The 21,478-nt window shown below is 65.4% G+C and carries 21 protein-coding genes; 9 read left to right on the top strand and 12 right to left on the bottom strand.

The window, feature by feature from the left end:
• Positions 1-184: 184 nt before the first annotated feature.
• On the bottom strand, positions 185-592 hold the full coding sequence (locus tag JOD78_RS14735) for a heme-binding protein (RefSeq protein WP_034338629.1): 408 nt from the start codon (positions 590-592) through the stop codon (positions 185-187).
• A 351-nt stretch (positions 593-943) separates the two neighbouring features.
• Here JOD78_RS14735 and JOD78_RS14730 point away from each other — a divergent pair, with 351 nt between their 5' ends.
• Entirely contained in the window at positions 944-1,546 is a 603-nt protein-coding gene (locus tag JOD78_RS14730; RefSeq protein WP_039788715.1) for a C40 family peptidase, read from the top strand.
• A gap of 91 nt (positions 1,547-1,637) precedes the next feature.
• Here the strand turns inward: JOD78_RS14730 and JOD78_RS14725 are convergent, their stop codons facing one another.
• Positions 1,638-2,612, bottom strand: coding sequence for a patatin-like phospholipase family protein (locus JOD78_RS14725; protein WP_134221768.1), 975 nt, complete (start codon positions 2,610-2,612; stop codon positions 1,638-1,640).
• Between the two features lie 142 nt (positions 2,613-2,754).
• Here JOD78_RS14725 and JOD78_RS14720 point away from each other — a divergent pair, with 142 nt between their 5' ends.
• Positions 2,755-3,648: a hypothetical protein gene (locus tag JOD78_RS14720; protein ID WP_034338623.1), complete on the top strand. Its 894-nt coding sequence runs from the start codon at positions 2,755-2,757 to the stop codon at positions 3,646-3,648.
• Between the two features lie 13 nt (positions 3,649-3,661).
• On the top strand, positions 3,662-4,252 hold the full coding sequence (locus JOD78_RS14715; protein ID WP_034338619.1) for a YigZ family protein: 591 nt from the start codon (positions 3,662-3,664) through the stop codon (positions 4,250-4,252).
• Positions 4,253-4,366: 114 nt separating this feature from the next.
• On the opposite strand, the gene JOD78_RS14710 is transcribed toward JOD78_RS14715, so the two are convergent.
• The gene (locus JOD78_RS14710; protein ID WP_209568607.1) at positions 4,367-5,806 is read right to left on the bottom strand and encodes an MFS transporter; all 1,440 of its coding nucleotides are present in this window, start codon (positions 5,804-5,806) and stop codon (positions 4,367-4,369) included.
• A gap of 159 nt (positions 5,807-5,965) precedes the next feature.
• Between JOD78_RS14710 and JOD78_RS14705 the strand changes: the two genes are divergently transcribed.
• Both JOD78_RS14705 and JOD78_RS14700 read left to right on the top strand, forming a co-directional pair.
• Positions 5,966-6,631, top strand: a complete 666-nt coding sequence (locus JOD78_RS14705; protein WP_134134731.1) for a metalloregulator ArsR/SmtB family transcription factor — start codon at positions 5,966-5,968, stop codon at positions 6,629-6,631.
• Between the two features lie 212 nt (positions 6,632-6,843).
• Entirely contained in the window at positions 6,844-7,611 is a 768-nt protein-coding gene (locus JOD78_RS14700) for a hypothetical protein (protein WP_245202145.1), read from the top strand.
• Between the two features lie 13 nt (positions 7,612-7,624).
• On the opposite strand, the gene JOD78_RS14695 is transcribed toward JOD78_RS14700, so the two are convergent.
• From JOD78_RS14695 to JOD78_RS14670, 6 genes are all read right to left on the bottom strand, one after another.
• Entirely contained in the window at positions 7,625-8,332 is a 708-nt protein-coding gene (locus JOD78_RS14695) for a transcriptional regulator NanR (RefSeq protein WP_121038190.1), read from the bottom strand.
• A gap of 96 nt (positions 8,333-8,428) precedes the next feature.
• Positions 8,429-9,817, bottom strand: coding sequence for a 3-oxo-isoapionate kinase OiaK (gene oiaK / locus JOD78_RS14690; RefSeq protein ID WP_209568609.1), 1,389 nt, complete (start codon positions 9,815-9,817; stop codon positions 8,429-8,431).
• Positions 9,814-11,058, bottom strand: a complete 1,245-nt coding sequence (locus JOD78_RS14685) for a ribulose-bisphosphate carboxylase large subunit family protein (RefSeq protein ID WP_121038184.1) — start codon at positions 11,056-11,058, stop codon at positions 9,814-9,816. Before JOD78_RS14685 ends, oiaK begins: the two co-directional genes overlap by 4 nt.
• Before the next feature lie 12 nt (positions 11,059-11,070).
• On the bottom strand, positions 11,071-11,901 hold the full coding sequence (locus JOD78_RS14680; protein WP_034340448.1) for a phosphogluconate dehydrogenase C-terminal domain-containing protein: 831 nt from the start codon (positions 11,899-11,901) through the stop codon (positions 11,071-11,073).
• Between the two features lie 70 nt (positions 11,902-11,971).
• Positions 11,972-13,309 carry an MFS transporter gene (locus JOD78_RS14675; RefSeq protein ID WP_121038178.1) on the bottom strand — a complete coding sequence of 446 codons (1,338 nt, stop codon included), beginning with the start codon at positions 13,307-13,309 and terminating at the stop codon, positions 11,972-11,974.
• 470 nt (positions 13,310-13,779) lie between these two features.
• Positions 13,780-14,730, bottom strand: a complete 951-nt coding sequence (locus JOD78_RS14670; RefSeq protein ID WP_209568610.1) for a LysR family transcriptional regulator — start codon at positions 14,728-14,730, stop codon at positions 13,780-13,782.
• Between the two features lie 129 nt (positions 14,731-14,859).
• On the opposite strand from JOD78_RS14670, the gene JOD78_RS14665 reads away from it, so the two are divergent.
• Positions 14,860-15,780, top strand: coding sequence for a dihydrodipicolinate synthase family protein (locus tag JOD78_RS14665; RefSeq protein WP_039789746.1), 921 nt, complete (start codon positions 14,860-14,862; stop codon positions 15,778-15,780).
• Positions 15,781-15,927: 147 nt separating this feature from the next.
• Complete coding sequence (locus tag JOD78_RS14660) at positions 15,928-16,512, top strand: flavin reductase family protein (protein WP_209568611.1); 585 nt, start codon at positions 15,928-15,930, stop codon at positions 16,510-16,512.
• A gap of 18 nt (positions 16,513-16,530) precedes the next feature.
• On the opposite strand, the gene JOD78_RS14655 is transcribed toward JOD78_RS14660, so the two are convergent.
• Together JOD78_RS14655 and JOD78_RS14650 are read right to left on the bottom strand one after the other, a co-directional pair.
• Positions 16,531-17,205, bottom strand: coding sequence for a winged helix-turn-helix domain-containing protein (locus JOD78_RS14655; RefSeq protein WP_121038170.1), 675 nt, complete (start codon positions 17,203-17,205; stop codon positions 16,531-16,533).
• Between the two features lie 132 nt (positions 17,206-17,337).
• Complete coding sequence (locus JOD78_RS14650; protein WP_134134722.1) at positions 17,338-17,517, bottom strand: hypothetical protein; 180 nt, start codon at positions 17,515-17,517, stop codon at positions 17,338-17,340.
• Between the two features lie 195 nt (positions 17,518-17,712).
• Between JOD78_RS14650 and JOD78_RS14645 the strand changes: the two genes are divergently transcribed.
• Positions 17,713-18,507: a DNA-binding response regulator gene (locus JOD78_RS14645; protein WP_039788738.1), complete on the top strand. Its 795-nt coding sequence runs from the start codon at positions 17,713-17,715 to the stop codon at positions 18,505-18,507.
• Between the two features lie 10 nt (positions 18,508-18,517).
• A complete protein-coding gene (locus tag JOD78_RS14640; RefSeq protein WP_134134721.1) occupies positions 18,518-21,244 on the top strand; it encodes a hybrid sensor histidine kinase/response regulator in 2,727 nt (908 codons plus the stop codon).
• Here the strand turns inward: JOD78_RS14640 and JOD78_RS14635 are convergent.
• A complete protein-coding gene (locus tag JOD78_RS14635; RefSeq protein WP_121038161.1) occupies positions 21,241-21,468 on the bottom strand; it encodes a hypothetical protein in 228 nt (75 codons plus the stop codon). The two genes, JOD78_RS14640 and JOD78_RS14635, sit on opposite strands and share 4 nt — an antisense overlap.
• Positions 21,469-21,478: the final 10 nt, after the last annotated feature.

Here is a 21,478-nt window from a genome sequence, read left to right as displayed (position 1 = left end):
AGAGGAATGGGTATGCGCTACGGCGGATAAAATTGGCTAAACCGCTCGATTATAGCGCAAAAGCCTCCCTCCGGCAAATCGTAGATTGCCGAAAGTTGGCGTAAATTGCACCGAAATTGCACCGAAACAGCGTGCAAGCAAGGCGGGAACGCCGGCCGGCAAGGCCGCCGGCGTCGAAGGGAAATTACAGGCCCAGGGCAGCGATACCGGCCTTGGCGATCTGCACGTCTTCCGAGGACTTCACGCCGGAAACGCCGACGGCGCCGACGTAATGGCCTTCAACCACCACCGGCACACCGCCTTCGAGCAGGCCGTCCAGGCCGGGAGCGCTCAGGAAGGAGACGCGACCGTTGTTGATCATGTCTTCATAGATCTTGCTTTCGCGGCGGCCCAGGGCGGCGGTGCGGGCCTTGGCCGGGGCGATCTGCGAGGAGATCGGGGCAGCACCGTCCATGCGCTGCAGCCACAGCAGGTGGCCCCCGTCATCGACCACCGAGATGGCCACGTTCCAGTTGTTGGCACGGGCTTCGGCTTCAGCGCCGGCAGCGATCTTCTTGACGTCGTCCAGCGACAGGAACGGTTTGGTTTGCATGGTGGCTCCGATAGGCAGAAAAAATTGAACGCTGATTGTACGGCCAGAAAGTCTTTTTTGACATCCCGCCCGGCCAACTCATCTTTCACCAATAGATGAAGATTTTTGCATCAACGCGGCCCTCTCGATCGCTTTTCTCATGCGTCAAGGAAACTTTCTGCAAAAACGTAAATCATTTAGCCGAAATATTTTCCTACCCCGTGTAGGAAAAACACTTACTGGGAGAAGCCGCCAAATACCCCGCTTTTGCCCCATAAATGATTTCAGTTTGACAAGCTGGCACGAATCCAGCTTTTGACAAGCCGTAAGATTTACCTTACAGTCCCGCAATCCTATTTTGAGAGGATCCCGATGACCCTACGCCGATCTGACCGAATCCGACGACAAACCGCTCGTGCGTGCGCGCTCGCAGCCGGCCTTTGGATCAGTGCATCGGCCTATTCCGCTGACCTTTCCCTGGCAGCGCAGGATCTTCCCCCTCCCCAAGCCACCTCCCCGCAAGCCCAGCTGCTGATCAGCAAGACCAATCTCGCGATCGCCCGCCTGCAAGACATCACCAACCGCGCCTCCGAACTGGCGACCCAGGCCCTGGCCATGCTGGGCATCAATTACCGCTACGGCGGCAATTCGCCCGATACCGGCCTGGATTGCAGCGGACTGGTGCGTTACGTCTTCAAGGAAGCATGGGGTACCGACCTGCCGCGCACCTCGCTGGAAATCAGCCGCGTGGGCGAGAAGATCGGCAGCGACAACCTGCAGCCCGGCGACCTGGTGTTCTACAACACCTTGCGCCGCGGGTTCTCGCACGTCGGCATCTACCTGGGCGACGGCAAGTTCATCCACTCCCCTTCGGCCGGCGGCCAGGTGCGCATCGAGAGCATGGACGAGTCCTACTGGAAGAAGCGCTTCAATGGTGCACGCCGCATCATCGCGGGTGAAGAAGAGCAGAAATAATCACCATCGCGGTGCAGACCGCATGGCAAAAGGCCGCTGGAGACAGCGGCCTTTTTTTTCGTTCATATCGCGGCCAAAAACGGCCAAGCCATCAATTGCCGCCGGTCGCCATGAGCTTGAGCTTGCGCTTGATTTCCGGCATGGCAGCGGTGGCGGCCTGCTCGCCAGCCAGAATGGCCACGTTGCGGCTGGCGAAGTCGCTGCCCTTCATCGAACCCAGGCCCGGCTGCAGGACGATGTCGGCGTTCTTCAACTCATACTGGTTGATGGTCTGGCCCATGATGGCGAAGGTCTGCAGCAGCACGTCGATGGAGCTGCTGGAGGCCGCCTGCGCCTCCGGATTGGCCGAGATATTGACCGCGATCACGAAGTCCGCCCCCATCTGCCGCGCAAAGCGCACCGGCACCGGCGACACCAGCCCGCCATCCACATAGGTGTGGTCGCCGATCCTGACCGACTGGAACACCCCCGGCACCGCTGACGAAGCCCGCACCGCAGTGCCGGCATTGCCGCGCTGGAACAGGATGGGCTGGCCGGTGCGCAGGTCGGTGGCGACCGCGCCGAAGGGGATCTTGAATTTCTCTATGGGGACGTTGTGCACGGCCTTGTTGACGTAGTTCTGCACGCCCTCGCCCTTGAGCACGCCGCTGACCTTGGAGAACAGCGGCACCGACCAGTCCGAGATGGCGGCCTCATCCATGGCCAGCGCCAGCTTCTGCAGGGCGAAGCCATCATTGCCCGCCGCATAGAGCGCCCCGACCAGGCTGCCGGCGCTGGTGCCGGCCACCACATCGACGGTGATGCCCTGGGCTTCCAGTGCCTTGATCACGCCGATGTGGGCAAAGCCGCGCGCTGCGCCGCCGCCCAATGCCAGGCCGATCTTGATGCGGCGTGGCGTCGGTGCCGCCGTGGCGCTGGGCGCAACCGCGGTGCCGGCCGGCGTGGATCCGCTGGCCTCCACGGGCTTGTTGCCAGCGCCGCCCGGCAAGAGCGACGAGGTACCGCAGGCAGAGAGAAGAAATACCGAAGCGATGGCCGCAGCCATCAAGCGAGAGGAGAGGCGCATGACGCGAGGGAAAGCAGTGACGAAGCCCGACATTGTACTGCAAGCGCCCTGCCCGTCCGGAGAGCACGGAAGGCGGTGGTGTAGAATGCGGCCCCTGGCTTTTCGATCCGGCCCATCCAGGCATCACAGGCAGCATAGGCACATGAATATCGTCATCAACGAAGAACTGAAGCAGTACATCGATCCCCTCACCCCCAACGAGTACGCGGCGCTGGAACGCAGCCTGCTGGCCGAAGGCTGCCGCGATGCGCTGGTGCTGTGGGGCGACGTGCTCATCGATGGTCACAACCGTTACGAAATCTGCAGCAAGTACGATCTGCCTTTCAAGACGATCCAGAACGACAGCTTCGGCTCGCTGGAAGATGTGCTGCTCTGGATGATCGACAACCAGCTCGGCCGCCGCAGCGTCTCGGACTTCCAGCGCGGCATGCTGGCCCTGCGCAAGCGCGACATCATCGCCGCCCGCACCAAGGCCGAGGCCACGCCAGCGAAAAACACCAGCACTGAAGAGAACGAGGGTGCAGCTGCCAGCGATGCGCCTGCGACCAGTGACGATCCCTGGCACGCCGACGACAACACCGGCCGCATCAAGACCCGCGAAGACATCGCCCGCGCCGCCGGCATCAGCAGCGCCACCATCGGCCAGATCGACCGCATCCGCAAGACGGCCGCGCCCGAGCTGGTGGAAGCAGTGCGCAATGGTGCCATCTCCATCAATGCCGCCGCCGCCGTGGCAACCCTGCCCAGCGAGGCGCAGGTCAGCGCCGTGGCCGGGGGCAAGAAGGAATTGCGCGAAGCCGCCAAGAAGGTACGCGAACAGAAAGCTGCCACCCGCACCCCGCGCGCACCCAAGCCCGATGAGGCGATCACGGAAAACGCCATCCCGCTGGTGGAGGGCCAGGAAAACGAACTCACGGCCACCCTGCGCCGCGAAATCGCTGCCCTGCAGTCGCGCGTGAGCCGCCTGTCGGAAGAGAACCAGGGCCTGCGCGCCGAACTGGCCCTGCTCAAGGGCGCCGCGCCGCAGCAGGACTGAAGCGCCCTCTTTCATGGCCACCTTCACCATCGCCCGGCGCGCCGAGATCGAACTGGAAATCCGCAAGAGCCGCTTCATCGGCATCGTCACGCCGGTGCCCGGCCGCGAAGCCGCCATGCAGGAAATCGCCCGAATGCGCGATGCCCATCGCAGCGCCACCCATGTCTGCTGGGCATTGATGGCCGGGGGCCAGTCCGGCATGTCCGACGATGGCGAACCGTCAGGAACGGCGGGACGCCCGATGCTGGAAGTGCTGCGCCACCACGAGCTCGATGGCGTGCTGGCCATGGTGGTGCGTTACTACGGTGGCGTCAAACTCGGCGCAGGCGGCCTGGTGCGCGCCTATACCGAGGCGATTGCGACTGCGCTCAAGAGTACCGAGCGCACCGAACGCGTGGCCCAAGCCGAGATCGAGATCGGCGTGGTCTATTCCGCCGAGCCGCAGCTGCGCCACTGGCTGGCCCAGCAGAAATACGAATTGCTGGACAGCCGCCACGACACCCTGGCCCATCTTCACCTGCGCTTGCCCGAAGCGGCGCTGTCGCAGGCCGAGGAGGCCATTCGCCGGCTCTCTTCGAACGCCGAGATCAAGCGCATCATCTGATCCATCCGCGCCCGCCGTGCCGCTTCGGGCGGACGCGACCACAACATGTCGAATTCCGCCACGAGCAGGTGGTAGTCGATTTCCGTCAACGGTGTTGAAGCATTCATGCCACCCTCACCGGTCCCGCGCCACACAGCGCGCCACGAAGATCGCCAGTGCCGGTGCCAGCGTGAACAGCGCCAGCAATACCCAGGCTGCGCGCGCAGTGGCCTCTGCCCCGCCCGCTCCCAGCCCGGCCTGATTGGCCACCAGTCCCGCCAGTGCCGCCCCCAGCGCCATGGCAAACAATTGCACCGTCGTGATGGCCGACGAGGTCAGGTTCTCTTCGCCGGGCTGCGCCGCATGCAGCGCACGGGCCACCAGATGCGGCCAGCCCATGCCGATGCCCAGGCCCGTCGCCCCCAGCGCCAGCACGATCAGGCCATCGGCCAGCGCGCCAGCGGGCAGCCATTGCGCCGGCATCAAGAACGCCAGCAGCGCCATGCCCAGCGTCATCATGCAGGGACCGAGCCGGATCATGCGCAAGGCCGCCCGTCCGCTCAGACCCGAACCGCCCAGCGAACCCAGGCTCCAGCCCGCTGCCATGGCCGCCGTCGCATAGCCGGCGCCCAGCGGGTCGTAGCCGTGCAAGCCCTGCAGGAAATACGGCAGGAAGATTTCCACGCAACTGCCCATGACCAGCAAGGCGATGCAGGCCATCACCCCGCCCATCACCGTGCGCGGCCGATAAGCCGCGTGCGGCAACAGGTTCGCGCGATGGCGCAGGTCGATACGCGCCATCCACACAGCCAGCAACACTCCCGCCAGCACGCAGGCCGCGGCCAGCCAGTCATCATCAGCCTGTGCGGCCAGCGCTACCAGCACTACCGATGACGCCAGCAAGGCGATGCGTCCCAGCGGCACGGCCTGCGCCGGGCCGCTCGCGCTGCGCACCGTCGCCGGCCCCAATTGTCGCCACACCAGCCAGGCCTGTGCGGCAAGCAAGGGCAACAAGGCAAAGAACGCCACGCGCCAATGGCCGCTGGCGGCAAACAGGCCGCCGACGGCGGGCCCCAGCAAGGTCGAGACACCCCACATGCCGGACACGAGCGCGATGGCACGCGGCCACATGCGCGGCTCGAACACCAGCGGGATCAGGGCATACGCCAGCGCCGCCAGCAGACCGCCGCCGACGCCCTGCACCGCCCGCCCCGCCAGCATCCATCCCATGCTGCCTGCGCTGCCGCACAGCAAGGCGCCGCTGCCGAACAGCGCCAGTGCCATCAGGTAGGTGGCGCGCGCGCCCAGCGCCCCCATGAGCTTGCCGGTCAAGGCGGAACCGGCGATGGAGGCGGCCACGAAGAGCGTCACGTTCCAGGCGTAATACGCCAGGCCGCCGATATCCCGCACCACGGAGGGCAGGATGGTGGTGACGATGTGCACGTTGATCGCATACAGGGCGACCCCGCCGGTCAGCGCGACGGCGCGCCAGCGGTGCGGGCCCAGCAGTTCACCCCAGCCGGCCGCAGCCGTTGCGGCGCCTGGGGAAAGGGATGAGGTGGAAGAACGGGTCATGGCAACAGGCCTTTCTCAATGCAGCGGACACGATGCGTGGCCCGGGACCGCATCGACAAGGATGGGACACCGGGATATTATGCAAGTCAATTCTTGCTTAATTACCGCAAATGGTAAGAGCAATTTTTTAATTAAACAAGTAAACACTTGGAAAATATCATGCGCGATGAAAGCTCTGCTGCCGACACCGGCCCCAGCACGGCCGAACGACTCCTGCTGCGCCTGAAGACACGCGGACCGGCGGCCACCGCCGAACTGGCAGGCGAACTGCAGATCACGCCCGAGGCAGCGCGCCAGCAATTGCAGAAACTGGCGGCAGAAGGCCTGATCTGCCCGCGCCAGGCACAGACTACCGTGCGGGCCGGAAGGCCGCGCCAGGACTGGGAGTTGACCGGTGCCGGCCATCGCCGCTTCCCGGACACGCATGCCCAGCTGACGGTGCAACTGATCGGTTCGATCCGCCAGCTCTTTGGCGAACCAGGCCTGCACAAGCTGATCGACCAGCGCGAGCAGGACATGCGTGCGGACTACCTGCTGCAGTGCGACGGGATCACGGCACCCGGCAAGCGCCTGCAGCGGCTGGCCGAGCTGCGCACCGCCGAGGGCTACATGGCACGGGTGGAAAAGCAAGGAAGGGATTGGTTGCTGATCGAGGACCACTGTCCCATCTGCGCCGCCGCCAGCACTTGCCAGGGATTTTGCCGCTCGGAGCTGCAGCTCTTTGGCGAGGTGCTGGGCGAGGAGTTCGCCATCACCCGGGAAGAACACCTGCCCGCAGGCGGCCGGCGCTGCGTCTATCGTATCCGGCGCTTGCCCGTACGCTGAAGCGCGGGACTGCCGGCACGGCCGGAAATGTGCGAAGATCGCGCTCGCCGCGCCGCCTCGGGGGAGGCCGCACGGCCATCGCCACAAGCCAACGCGCCAACGTACCAACACCAGGGGAAGCCATGCCGCCAGACCAGAGTGATTTCGATCCCGTACTCTTCATCAAGGATGGGCCATCAACGCCCTTGCTCGACCCCGTACGATATCCGTACATGCTCAACCAAAGGGGCGTGGGCAGCCAGAGCGAGACCACCGTGGGCGAGCTCATCACGCTGGCACCGGAAGCGCCGGCCCTTGAACGCGGTGCGACCTACCGCGACATCGCCCATTGGCAGCGCACCGTCACACCCAAGGACTGGCCCTCTTACGAGATTACCGAATTCGATTTCCGTGTTCCCGAGGTGCGCTATGAGCCCCTGCCAGCCACCCCGGAGAACGCCCAGGCTTTCGGCGCGACCCTGTTGCGCGACGGCCAGTGCCTGCACTTTCCCTTCGACAACTTGGTGATGGCCGACTACACCTATGGCAAGTGGGCCGGCTATGAATCGCCCTACCTGGGCGATGGCCGCAGCCGCGAGCTGCTGACCTGGAATGCCACCGACCTGGAGTATCACGATTTCGCGCACATCTTCTTTTCGCGCGGACCCGAACCGCTGGTGATCACGGTGGCGCGCTGGCGTCCTTACGTCAATGAAATCAGCCTGGCCGACCTGTGGGTGGAACCGGGCGATGCCCTGGTGATCCCGCCCAAGCGCATGGCCCCGCCGCCCACGCCGGGCATGAGCGAAGAGGAGAAGCGCCTGCTGGTGGTGGACATGCACAACAACCGCAATTCAGCCCAGGCCTGCCGCCGCTATGACGGCCCGCCCGCCCTGTTCACGGTCACGGTGCTGGCCGATGCGGCGGTGATGTCGGCACCGCTGACCCGCCCTTATTATCACGAAGAAAAACAGCCGACCTGGCACGGCATGCTGCGTTAGGGCCGCTTCCCCATTACTGCTGGCCCAGCTCCCGGTACAGATCATTGGCCCGCATCAGGTGCGCGCGCATGGCGTCGGCGGCGGCATCGCCGTCATGCGCGGCAATGGCGTCGACGATGCGCTGGTGCTCGGCCAGGGTCAGTTCCTCCGCGCCGGGGGCGCGCACCAGGGTGGTGTAGAACTCGCTGGCCCAACGGAACATCGACTCCACCACCGAGGGGAAGATGGGGTTGCCGCTGATGTCGGCGATCTCGCGATGGAAAGCCATGTCGCGTTCGATGAATTCCTCCAGGTTGACCATCGAGGCGCGGTGTGCGGCGATGGCCTCGCGCAGGCGCGCGACCTGCTCCTCGGTGGCGCGTTCGGCGGCCATGCGGGCGGTGCTGGTTTCCAGGAAAACGCGCGCTTCCTTCATATGCCTGAGCATGTCCGGCTTGGTGCGCAAGAGATGCTGGGCACCGGCCGCGATCTGGGCGATCAGGCGGTCGGCCGTGGGATCAACCACGCGCGCCCGTTCACCATGGGCAATTTCCACGAAGCCGGAACGCTCCATGGCCTGCAGCGCTTCGCGCACGGCCGGACGGCCCACGCCGTACTGGTCCATCAGGTCGCGTTCGGAAGGCAGCTGGGAACCCGCCGGGAATTCCCCTTGATGAATGCGCGCCATCAGGCGCTCCAGGACTTCCTGGTATAACTTGCGTCGCTGTATCGGTTCCGGCATGGCTGCACTGTCTCAATTGTAGGTTTCGTTGGACGCGCACTCTACCACAATCCCGCGCCAGCACTGTGATTGCGGCCGTCCAACCAACCTCTTCTTTCAGCTGCGCCGGCCCTCCAGCACGTCGCCGAAGAAGCTGCGTGCGCCGACCTGCCCCCCCTTGAGTACCAGCTCCAGTCCGTCGCGTCCCGGATGATCCGACCATGCCCGGCACAAGGGTGCCCCCGGTGCCAGTCCGGCACAGACCGACAGCGCGGCAATATCGAGCGCACTGGCTACCTCGCCCGAGCTGTCGCCGCCGGCAATGGCGATGCGTTGCAGGGGGCTCGCTTCGAGCAGGCGGCGCATGGTGGCCGCCAGTGCCATGCCTACCTTTTGCGCTGCCTCCGGTCGCGTCAGCCCGGCAGCCGCCGCAATCCCGTCAAAGCCGCTCACGCAGGGATCGTCCGGCCCTTCCGCCGAAAACACCAGGGGACTGCGCCGTTCCCGCAGCGCCGCCACGGCGGCCGCGACCAGCCGTGCCAGTTCCGCCTCACGCGTGGCCTCGGACAAGACCGCCGGCAGGTCCATGCGCAGGCACGCGAACCCGTGTTCGCGCGCCCAGCCGATCTGCCCTGCAGTGACCGGCGAGCAGCTGCCGCTGACCGCTGCGATCACCGGCACCGGGCCCGCCTGCGGCAGTCCGGCCTGAGGGGAGATCCAGCCACGCGCACGCCAGTAGGCGGTGAGCGCGTATTGCAATCCGGACGATGAGGCCGTGAAGACGCCCGCCCCGCGCTCTTCCCAGACCAGCCGCCCGGCTTCGCGCAGGGTCTCCTCATCGAGGACATCGATCATCACCACCGGCACATCCTTGCCACGCAAGGAAGGCAGGCGCGCATGCGCGGCCTGGCCACCCTCGCGCAACTGCAGCATGTCCACCAGTTCGATGCGGCGAGCCGTCTGGTGCCGCAGATGGCGGCGCAAATCGGACTCGTCCATGGGCGTGACGGGATGACGGGCCATGGTGGGGTGGCGATCGAGCCGATGGCCCTCACCGTCAACGGCCGCAAACAGGTTGCCGAAGACTTGATAGCGCTTCAGCCGTGGCGCCCCCACGATCATGGGGGAGAAATCGCCCGCCATGTGGCGCACGCCCAGATCGATGGCGCGGCCGATGGAGCCGATGGCCGGCGAGGAATCAAAGGTCGAGCACACCTTGTACTGCATCAGCGGCGCACGCAGCGAGGCCAGCGCGGCAAAGGGAGCGGGCAGGTGTTCGTCCATCCATTGCGGCGAACGTCCGCGCGAGGCCCCCGCGATGCCGATGCAGCGCGCCTCGGGAAAGCGCGCCAGCAGCGACGCATCGGGCGTCCGCAAAAACAGTACCGTGGACAGGCCGGCCGCGCTCATCACCTCCATGGCATCGGTGGACCCGGTGAAGTCATCGCCGTAATACGCCAGCAGCAAACCCGGCGGCAGGCCGTCGTGATCGGGCAGCAGGCTCATTTCCAGAACTCCAGCGCCGCCTGCAAGGCCGGATGCTTGCCCGCATGCTGCCGCAGCGGCACGCCTTCGACGGCCGCCACCCAGGCCTCGCGCAGCGCCTGCACACCAGCGGCCACGCCTTGCGGATGGCCGAAGATGCCGCCACCGGCGGTATGGATCAGGTCGGCGCAGCCGATGGCCGCATAGGTATCGGCCGCCTGCAGGCCGGTCTGGCCCGAGCTGAACACCGGCATGGTACTGACCATCTCCACCCCCGGCACCACCGGCTGCAGTACCGAGCGCGCAGCGGCAACGACGCTGTCGTCCGGTTCGCTGAACTTGTTGCGCAAGCCATTGACGTGCATGTGGTCGGCCCCGGCAAGTCGCCACAGCTGCTGCCACGGTGCGTAGTCCCAGCCCAGTTGCGGGCTGCGCGTGAGATAGCCCCAGCCGGCGCGGTGCGCATGGATCGGCAACTGCGCATGGCGGCGCAATTCCTGCAAGCCGACCAGGCCGATGGAGTTCAGCACCGCCATCACGCAGGTACCGCCTTCGGCCAGCACCAGGTCGTGGCGGCGGCGCATCTGATCGAGGTCGCCGGTCAGGTTGAAGGCCACCATCACCTTCTTGCCGGTGCGCTCGGCGTGCTCATTGACCACCCGCATCACCGCGCGCACCCGCTCATCGAAGGGACAGCGGCCCCCATCGGCCTGCAATTCATCATCCTTGATGAAGTCGATGCCACCGGCCACCAGTGCGCGCACCTGCTCGACTGTCTCCTCGACCGACAAGCCGATGCTGGGCTTGATGATGGTGCCGATCAGCGGACCGTGGGTCACGCCGGTCAGCTTGCGCGTCCCGGCGATGCCGAAGGCGGGGCCGGGATAGGCCTCCACGAAAGCGCGCGGCAAGCGCAGCCCGGTCAGGCGCAAGCCCGAGACCTGGCGCAGTTCGAACAGGTTGCCGGCCACCGTGGACATCAGGTTGGGCAGCGAGGCGCCAGTGTTTTCCAGCGGCCAGGACAGTTCCAGCCGGCACTGCGTATAGCGCGCGGCGGGCATGCCGCCGGGCAGGCTGGGCGTGGTGCTGTGGCCAAGGATCTCCAGCTGTTCCACCCGCGCGCCGGAGCGCTCCTTCAGGGCGGGCGTTTCGGTGGCCAGGGCCACGAAGGTGCCGCTGGATTGTTCGCCCGCGATGACCTCGGCCGCGCGGGCCGGATCGTCGCCGGTTTCCAGCCAGTAGCTGGCGTAGATGCGTTCCATGCGCGCTCCTGGTCAGGTGATGCGGCGGATGCTCTCGGCGATCTCGTCGTGCTCGAAAACCTTGAGCCAGTCATCGCGCAAGAGGCGCGGCAAGCCGTTCTGGATGGCCTTGTTGCAGGCATCCGAAAACGCGCCCGGGATTTCCTTGAAGATCACCGCGCCCAGGATATTCATGTGGCCCAGCAGGAAGTCGCGCGCGGCCTCTTCCGGTACGCCCCGGCGCACGGTCTCGTCCATGGCCTGCTTCATCGCGTAGAGCAACGTGGCGCAGACCGTTTCCGACAGCCCCGGCTCGAGGATGGCCATCTGTTCCACGGTCAGGCGATAGCTGCGCAGGATGGGCTGGTAGATCACCTTGGCCACGTCTTCCCCGAGATCGAAGGCCGACTCCGGTCCCTGCATCAGGGCACTGGTGATCGATTGCCGGGCCGCGCCGCCACCGAAGAAATCGCGCCGTCCTTCGGCCGTGGTTTCATCGTTGAAGATGGGCGGATGGCAGGGGTGCGCCACGAAGTAGACCAGGTCCGGCCGGTCCGGCAGGTGGCCGGCGAAGGGCGCGGCGGCGTCCAGGGTCATCACCATCACGCCGGCGCGCAGCTTGGGCGAGATCTCGGCGGCAATCCTGCCGATCAAGGTATCGGGCACGGCCAGGATGACCACGTCCACATTGTCCAGCGCGGCATCGATGCTGACGCACTCGACACCGACTTCGTCGCGCAGGCGCTGCTGGCCGGCTGCACTCACTTCCACGTGAGCCACGCGGTAGTCGGATTTCTTCAGGTTCTTCGCCAGGCGCACGCCCATCTTGCCGCCTGCGCCGAAGAGTGCAATTTTTTCCTTCATTTCAGTTCTCCTGTGATCGTTGGCGGCCCGTTCGTGCATTGAACGGGCCGATTCTTTGCGTGCGCCGACCTCACTCGGCGATCACGCGTCCTTGCAACTCGCTGGCCTCTTGCCGGGCGCCGGCGCCGATGGCGAAGATCACCAGGGCCGACACCGCCATGAGCGCGCCCACCACGAACATCGGTGCCTGGTAGTTTCCGGTGGCATCCTTGATGGCGCCGGTGATGAAGGGCGCCATGAAACCGGCTGCGTTGCCCACCGTATTGATCAGCGCAATGCCCGCTGCTGCGGCCGCCCCCGAGAGGAAGCGCGCCGGAATCGACCAGAAGGCCGGCAAGGCCGAGAAGATGGCGCAGGCTGTCACGGTGATGGCCAACACCGTGGTGGCCGGGCTTTGCATGTAGAGCGCCGCCGGGATACTGATGGCCCCCAGCAGGGCGGGCAGTCCGACGTGCCAGCTGCGCACGCCGCGCCGGGTGGCGTCACGGCTCCACAGGAACAGCGCGAAGGCGGCCGGCAGGTAGGGAATGGCCGTGATCAGGCCTTTCTGGAAGACATTGAATTTGCTGCCGAACTGCGCTTCGAAGCCGCCGATGATGGTCGGCAGGAAGAAGGCCAGCGCATAGAGGCCATAGATCAGCCCGAAATACACCAGCGCCAGCAGCCACACGCGCGGGTTCTTCAGCGCGGCACCGGCATGGGCCACATGCTCGACACGCTTGCTGCTCTGTTCGGCCTGCAGCGCGGCGGTCAGCCATTTGCGCTCGGCCGGGTCCAGCCATTTGGCGTCGGCCGGCCGGTCGGCCAGGTAGAACCAGGCGATTACGCCCACCACGATGGCCGGCAGCGCCACCCCGGCAAACATCACGCGCCAGCCTTCCAGCCCGAACAGGCCGTGCGCCTCGATCAGCAGGGCTGCCACCGGCGCACCGATGACGATGGTCAGCGGCTGGGCCAGGTAAAAGAGCGCCAGGATATGGCTGCGGTGCCGCGCAGGGACCCACAGGCTCAGGTAGAGGATGGCACCGGGGAAGAATCCGGCCTCGGCCACGCCCAGCAGGAAGCGCAGCACATACAGCCCCTCCACGCTGCTGACCCAGGTGAAGAGCAGCGCCACGATGCCCCAGGTGACCATGATGCGGGCCAGCCAGCGGCGCGCGCCGTACTTGTGCAGGGCCAGGTTGCTGGGGATTTCCAGCAGCACGTAGCCGATGAAGAAGACCCCGGCTGCAAACCCGAACTGGGCGGCGGTCAGGGCCAGGTCACGGCTCATGCCATTGGGGCCGGCGAACGAGATCGCCGTGCGATCCAGGAAGTTGATGAAAAACATCAGGCCCACGAAGGGCACGAGCCGCATTGCGACCTTGCGGATGGCCGATCTTTCGACGGCGCTTTGGGGCGTCTCCATTATTGTCTTGTCTCCTGTCGGGTTGAGAGGCTGTGCCTGTTCAACGACAACCTCTGCGGGGTTGGCCAGGAAACGCGGGGGCTGTGCGCCTCGCGGTCGCCTGGCTGCCTTGGTTGTTTCTTTATTATTTCTTTGTGCTGCTTCGTCTTTGCCAGCAGGCAACCCATGCGAAAATCCGGACAGCGCCAACTGGTATAATCACTATACCATTACACCAGATTGACCTGCCCAAATTTTTTGCATGGATGAGGTGAATATCCTTTCATTTCGCCCTGTAACCACCGTCACTCGGCGGTTTCCGGCCGGGCAGGATTCGGCCGGGGCCATCAGGCAAGGGCGAACGCGTCCTCCCTGCTGCTGCCTGGGCAACGCAAGTGAAGCTTTGCGCATTGAAGTGGGGGGGAGGAAAAAGAGGGGGGAAGCGAAGACCAGCCCGGCGCCAGGCACCATGGCCGGGCCGGCGGACAGGCTCAGGCGGCCCCGGCCTCTTGGCGCAGCAAGCCCACGAAGGCCTCCCCCGCCGAGGACAACTGCCCGCCCTTGCGCGTGACGATGCCGATGGTCTGCGACATCGACCGCAGCTTCACCGGCAGGATGCGCAGCATGCCGCGCTTGACGAACATCTCGGCCACTGCCGTCGGCAGGATCGAGACCATGTCGGTCCCCTGCTGCAGCAAGGCCACCGTCACGAAGGTGGAGGCGGTGGAGATCGCATTGCCCGGCATGCTCACCCCGGCCAGGTCCATTTCGCGCTCCAGTACCGCATGCAGCGGCATGTGGCTGGGATAGGTGACCCAGCGATAGCCGGCCAGCGCCGCCAGGCTCATCTGCCTGCCGCGCGGGCGCGGGTGCTCGCCCGAGACCACCACCGACAGCGGCTCTTCCGACAAGGGCTGATAGTGATACTTGCCCGGGTTTTCCGAGACGCTCGCGCGCGCCACCAGCAAATCCAGATGGCCTTCGTCCAGCCGGCTCAGCAACTGCACGCTGGTCTCTTCGACGATATCGATGGACAGCTCCGGATGACGCCGCTGCAAGGCATCCACCGCCGGCACCACCAGTTCCGGCAAGGCCCCCATGACCGCCCCGATGGCCAGCCGTCCGCCGCGTCCGGAGCGGATCTGCGCCATTTCCTCGCAGAGCGATCCGAGATCGGTGGCCATCAGGCGCGCGTAGCGGATCACGCAGTGGCCGAACTGGTTGGGGATCAGGCCGGATCTGGTGCGCTCGAACAACTGCGCATCCAGTATCGCTTCCAGCTCGGCCAGCGACTTGCTGGCGGCCGACTGCGTCATGGCCAGCGCATTGGAAGCCTTGTGCAGGGATTGATGGTCGTCCAGGGCGATGAGCAACTGCAGCTGCTTCATGCGCAGGCGGGACAGGAGACTGTTGAGGCTTTGCTGGCTGGGCGCGGGTTTCATGGGTGATTCCAAAAAGCGATCACATGATGGAAAGTCTTCACTATACAGTCCATCGGGCCCCACGTATATTCAGCGCCATTGCACACCGCCATCGCTGTGATGGCCCATGACAACCACGACGGAGACTCCATGAGCACCCCCATTTACCGCGGCGTATTCCCGGTCGCCCCGACCATCTTTGACGAAAACGGCAAGCTCGATCTGGAAGGCCAGAAGCGCGCCATCGACTTCATGATCGATGCCGGCTCCAACGGCATCTGCATCCTGGCCAACTTCTCCGAGCAATTCGTACTCTCCGACGAAGAGCGCGTGCTGGTGCAGGACACGGTCCTGAAGCACGTGGCCGGCCGCATCCCCGTGATCGTCACCACCACCCACTTCGGCAGCCAGATCTGCGCCGAGCGCAGCCGTGCCGCGCAGGATGCCGGTGCCGCCATGGTGATGGTGATGCCGCCGTATCACGGTGCCACCTTCCGTGTCTCGGAAAAACAGATTTACGAGTTCTATGGCCGCGTCTCCGACGCCATCGACATCCCCATCATGATCCAGGATGCGCCGGTCGCCGGCACGCCGCTGTCGGCCCCCTTCCTGGCGCGCATGGCCAAGGAGATCGCCAATGTCTCCTACTTCAAGATCGAGACCGCCGGTGCCGCGTCCAAGCTGCGCGAACTGATCGAGCTGGGCGGCGACGCCGTGGTCGGCCCGTGGGATGGCGAAGAAGCCATCACCCTGATCCCCGACCTGGATGGCGGTGCGACCGGTGCCATGACCGGTGGCGGCTATCCGGACGGTATCCGCAAGATCGTCGATGCGTATTTCGCGGGCGATACCGAGAAGGCCGCCGAGCTGTACATGCAGTGGCTGCCGCTGATCAACTACGAGAACCGTCAGTGCGGCCTGGCCGCTTGCAAGGCGCTGATGCTCGAAGGCGGCGTGATCAAGTCCGACATGCTGCGCCATCCGCAAGCCCCGATGCACCCCAAGGTGCGCGAAGGCCTGCTGCGCGTGGCGCGCCGCCTGGATCCGATGGTTCTGAGCTGGGGCAAGTAAGGCAGTCCGCTGCAAGGCATGCCGCACGAAACGGGAGCTCAGGCTCCCGTTTTTCTTGGGCGCTCGCTTGCTGCCGCGCATCCGGCGAGGCTGTGCGTTCTGTGTCATCCTTGGCGTTTGCCAATTTTCCTGTCGCACGAGGAGTCCATGTCACAAGCCAGCCACTTCCGCCCCGTCGCACTGGAACACGCCAGTCGCCTCATCAACCACGGCCCGACCGTGCTCATCACCAGCGCCCATGAGGGTCGCCGCAACATCATGGCAGCGGCCTGGTCGATGCCGGTGGAATTCACGCCGCCGCACATCGCCGTGGTGATCGACAAGAGCACCTTCACGCGTGAATTGATCAGGCAATCGGGCAGCTTCGGCCTGATCATCCCCGGTGCGGCACAGATGGATCTGAGCTACGCGGTCGGCAGCACCAGTGGCCGCGACGAAGACAAGTTCGCACGTCACCGGATCGCGGCCACCAGCGGCCCGGTGCTGGGCGTGCCGGTCCTCGAACAAGGCTGCGCCGCCTGGCTGGAATGCCGCTGGCTGCCGCAGGGCCAGACCGAGGATGCCTACGACACCCTGTTCGCGGAAGTCGTCAGTGCCGCCGCCGATGCCCGCATCTTCGAGAACGGCCACTGGAACTTCACGGCGGACAATGCCGACCTCCACACCCTGCATCACCTGGGCGCGGGCAAGTTCGTGGTGGCCGGCAACCAGCAGCAGGCGCGCCAGGTCTGATATCCGGCACCGGCAGCCCTAGCAGGCCTGGATCGCTTCCGTAAAACAGTAGCCCACGCCGTGCAAGGTGCGCAGCGGCAAATCGTACATGGTGCTGTCGCGCCACTTGCGGCGCAGGCGGCTGACGGTCTTCTCCAGCACCCGCTCGTCGAAGCTGACCCACTCTACCCCGAAGGCATGGGCAATGGCGCAGCGGTCAGCGGCATGGCGCGTGCTGCTGGCCAGTGCCTTCAACAGCGCCACTTCGCGCGAATTGATTTCCACCGCATCGTGATGCGGCGCGCGCAGCGTGCGTGCAGCGACATCCAGCTGCCACGCCTGCGGCACCACCCGGCGCAACATGGTCTCGATATAGGCGTTGAGCAGTTCCAGCCGCTGCGGCAGTGGTTCACAGAAGTCGGCACCGCGTTCCAGGCCGGCGATGCGCACCGTCACGCTCTCGTGCTCGGAGGCCAGCAGCAGGATGCCCATGCGCGCGTTGCTTCTGCGCAGTCGCTGCGTGAGCGCATAACCGGCGGCGCTGGCCCGCCCTACGTGGATGATGGCGATGTCGCCATCCTGCAGCGGCGCGAGCAATTCCTCACCATCCGCCATCATCCGGCTGACCTTGTGCCCCTGGTCTTCCAGGAAGCGGGCCAGGCAAGCGTTGCGGTCGTGTCTCAAAATGTCTTCAACCAACAGAATAGTGGCCATTGCGATTTCCCCTGATGTCATTGCGTTTCCCGTCACGCCGCGCACCTGCTGCGGGCACGGGTTCGTGGTGTCATCGCCTCGCCGCCGGGCGTGCTGCTGCAACGTCGGCGAGCCCGATGACGGGAAAAGAATTTAGCGCAAGACACCCTCCGTTTTTACCTGCAGGTATTGCGAACCGGTCTCATCTTTCTGGCGCAAGGAAAAATATTTCGGTGCGCCGACATCCATCGCTTCAACGATCCGGGAAGCGCTTCTCAGCAGGTCGCCATGCGCTCTCATTTTTTCCAGGCGGGCCTCGTCAGCGGCGCTCATTTCTTCGCTCCCGGACGGCTGGCGCAGTGTCCTCCCTGTCGTCGATATAGAACTTTTTCGATGAATTTCTCGTCGATGTTTTGCTCATCCACCGCAGAGTTTTGATCGCGGGAAAAATATTTTCAGGGCGGCCATTTTCGCTTCGTGTCTTCGAATTTTCGCGGTAACGTCCCGCTCATTCAAGATGAGGCGAACATGGTCTACAAATCAATCCACCCGGTCTATGCCGGGCCTTTGTCAGGACAGCGCATTCTGGTCGTCGACGACGCCGAGGAAGATCGCATGCTGCTGTCGGACTTCCTGCTGCGCCATGGCGCGCGGCTCTACGTGGCACGCGACGGACAGGATGGCTACCGCAAGGCGCAGACCGTGCGGCCGGACCTGATCCTGATGGACATCCGCATGCCGGTCTACGACGGACTCACCAGCGCCCGTCTGCTCAAGGCCAATTCCTGCACGCGCAACATTCCGCTGATCTTCCTCTCGGCCGCCGCGTCCACCGAGGAAAAGGTCAATGGCCTGAGCGTGGGTGCGGTGGACTACATCACCAAGCCCTTCGATTTCGAGGAGGTGCGGCTGCGCCTGTGCGTGCATCTGCGTTCAACCCTGCATGCGGACCTGCCGCCGATCACGCAGACGCCCACCGGTTCCGCAACGCAGGGCGGCTCCAGCACGTTCGACATGGTCTTGTTCCAGGCCGCGCGCCGGCTCATGATGGACAAGCTGGACCAGCCGCTGGGACTCAATGCCCTGGCCGCTGCGGTCGGCACCAATGCACGCCGCCTCTCCAGCGCCTTCAAGCATTGCGCCGGCGTCACCGTCTTCGACTTCCTGCGCGAGGAGCGCATGAAGGAAGCGCGCCGCCTGCTCTCCGAAAGTACCCTCGACATCGGTGCCATCGCACTGGCCCTGGGCTACAGCAACACGGCCAATTTCTCCACGGCCTTCCGCGAACGCTTCGGCATGCCGCCCAGCCAGTTCCGGCGCTGACGAGAGGACGATGTCACGTCTGCGTAAAGCGCTGCTGTGGCCATCGTTGTTGCTCTGGAGCCTGCTGCCCCAAGCTGTGCGGGCCACGCCGGCGCTGCCGTCCATCGAGCTGGCGAGGATCGACTCGCGCGTGGTCATCACGCCGCAAGTGCAGATACTGCGCGACACTGAAGGCCGCGCCATGCTGGCCGCGGCCCTCGGCAGTACGCACTGGGAGGCCATCGCCGTCCCCATGCTGCAGGAGGGCTACAGCAGCGCTGCCTTCTGGCTGCGCGGCACGGTGCGCAACGACAGCAGCCAGCCTGTCACACGCTGGCTGACTCTGGCCTCGGCGCGGCTGCAGGATGTGCGCCTGTACTGGCTGCCCGCCACGCCTGCGGAGGTCGCGACGGCAGAGATCACGCCACGCAGCGCCGGTACGCTGCACGCCCTCGCGCAACGCGAGATCATCAGCCGCACACCGCTGTTCGCACTGACACTGGCCCCCGGAGAGCAGCGCCAGTGGGTGCTGCGGGTCGCCGGTGAATCCTCCATCGATCTCAACCTCGCCCTGTGGGAACCGGCCGCCTATCGCCAAGAGGAAGGACGCGAACTGGCCATCCAGGCCTTCGTGCTGGGGGGTGCGCTGCTGCTGGTGAGCTATGCGCTGATCCAGGGCATCGCCTGGCGCGACCGTGGCTTTCTGCTGATGGCTGCGTGGATTCTCATCGCGCTGGCTTATATCTGGACGTTTCAGGGTTATCTCTATCGCTACCTGTTTCCCGCGGGCGGTGCATGGCAGGTGCGTGCCCCGGCCACCCTGGGATGCGCGGCCACCCTGCTCTACGTGCGCATGAGCGATGTGCTGGTCGGAATGGAGCGATTGCGCGGCTGGCAGATCGTCTATCGCACGCTGTACGTGCTGCTGTCGGTGATCATCGCCTGGACCGCGCTGGGCGATTATCGCGTCACCGCGCCGCTGGCCAATGCCAGCGGTGCCCTCGCCTATGTGATCTGGCTGGCGTCGATGCTGCACGCGTGGTGGCACGGACTGGCGCATGCCCGCTTGCTGACGCTGTCCTTTGCGGTAGCCTGGCTGGGCCTGTCGGTCAAGCTGCTCGAACTCAATGGCCTGGTCGATCGCAGCCTGCTGGCGGACTGGCATTTCGCGGCGCTGTTCCAGATGGGACTGCTGTGCCTGGCCACGGTGGCGATCATCAGCCGCGCGCTGGAACTGCATCGGCAGCATGAACAGATGCAATGGGCCATGCTGTATCTGCGCGTGCGCGAGCAACTCAAGCTGGAACAGGCGGTGGCGACCCGCACCCGCGAGCTGCGCGAAGCGCTGGCGGCGGCCGACCAGGCCAACCGTGCCAAGACCGGATTCCTCACCCGCATCAGCCACGACCTGCGCACACCGCTGACTTCCATCCTCGGCTTTGCCGACATGCTGCAGACCGGCGGCGGCGAGCGCGCGCGCCATGGCCGCATCATCGTACGCAGCGCCCGCCACATGCTGGCCATGGTCAACGACCTGATCGACTATGCCCGCGGCGATCGCCCCGATCTGCCGCACGCTGCCCCGGTCTATGCCCACGCCCTGCTGCAGGAGATCGGCCAGGAAGCGGCCCTGCTGGCCGAGCGCCAGCACAATTCCTTTCATCTGCAGGTGGACCCGACGCTGCCACCCGTGCTCGCCATCGACGCCCGGCGACTGCGGCGCATCCTCGGCAACCTGCTGGACAACGCCGCCAAGTACACCCGGGACGGCCGCATCGTGCTGCAGATCCTGTGGCACCCGGCCTCGGCGCAATTCGAGATGGGCGTCATGGAGATGCAGGTACGCGATACCGGCAGCGGTATCCCTGCACATTTCCAGACCCGGGTGTTTGAACCCTTCGAACGGGCCAACGCCGACCGCTCGCAGCCGGGTATCGGCATGGGGCTGTCCATCGTGCGCCAGTGGATGCAGCAGATGGGCGGCCAGGTGATGCTGTCCAGCCGGCCCGGCGAAGGCACCACGATGACGCTGCGCCTGCCGGCCGCCATCGCCAGCGAGCGCGACATCGCCCGCCATGATGCGCCGGAAGACGCCAATGGCCGCCTTCTCATCGATGGCCAGGGCCGCCTGGCGCTGGTGGTGGAAGATCATGCCGACATCGCGCAATTGCTGGGCGACCAGCTGGCCAGCGTCGGCTTCGCGGTGGAATTGCTGGCCGATGCGGAAAGCGCCATCGCCCGGATCGCCGCACCGGATGCGCCCGCATTGGCGCTGGTGCTGACCGATTACCAGTTGCCGGGCCTGCATGGCGATGCCGTGCTGCAAGCAGTACGCCGGCATCTGCCGCAAGTGCCGGTGCTGCTGCTGTCAGCCACGCTGCAGCCGGCGCCGGGCGATGAGCCGGGTGAACGTTTCGATGCCTGCCTGCTCAAGCCGGTCAATTTCCTGGAACTGCAGGAGACCATCGGTCGCCTGCTGGGCTTGCATCCGGAGGCGGCCTCAGCCGGTGACGATGCCGCTCCCCTGCCCTTGCAGCATCCGCCGCCGGAAGAGCTGCAGCAGGCGCTGGCGCTCATCGCGATGGGCGCGGTGTCGGACTTGCTGGATTGGTGCGATACGCTGCAGCAGCAGAATCCCGCGTATGAAAGTTTTGCTGTGCTGGCGCGGCAATGGGTGATCACTGCGGACCTGGACCGGCTGGAGGCGCTGTGCCGCGATGATCAAGCCATGCGGCAAGCGACGGCAGGCGAGCGTTAATCGCGCTCCCGGCTCCGTTCATCGTCCCGCGAGGCGTCCCCCTCGGGCCGGCTGCGCGCGAGCTCGGCATTGCGCTGGTTGATCTGGTATTGCTCTTCCGCGTGCTGGAACGCCAGTTGCTCCTTTGGCGAACGGCTGCACGCGCCCAGCATCAGGGGCAGCACCACGGCCAAGACGAGAACGGCGAACCATGCGAACGGGAGGGGAACCGGTCGGATTGTCACGTAAAGTCTC

It is taken from the genome of Herbaspirillum sp. 1130 (assembly GCF_017833835.1).
Taxonomy (GTDB): domain Bacteria; phylum Pseudomonadota; class Gammaproteobacteria; order Burkholderiales; family Burkholderiaceae_D; genus Herbaspirillum; species Herbaspirillum huttiense.
The sequence above is the reverse complement of the archived record's forward strand: the minus strand, read 5'-3'. Positions and strand labels throughout refer to the sequence as shown.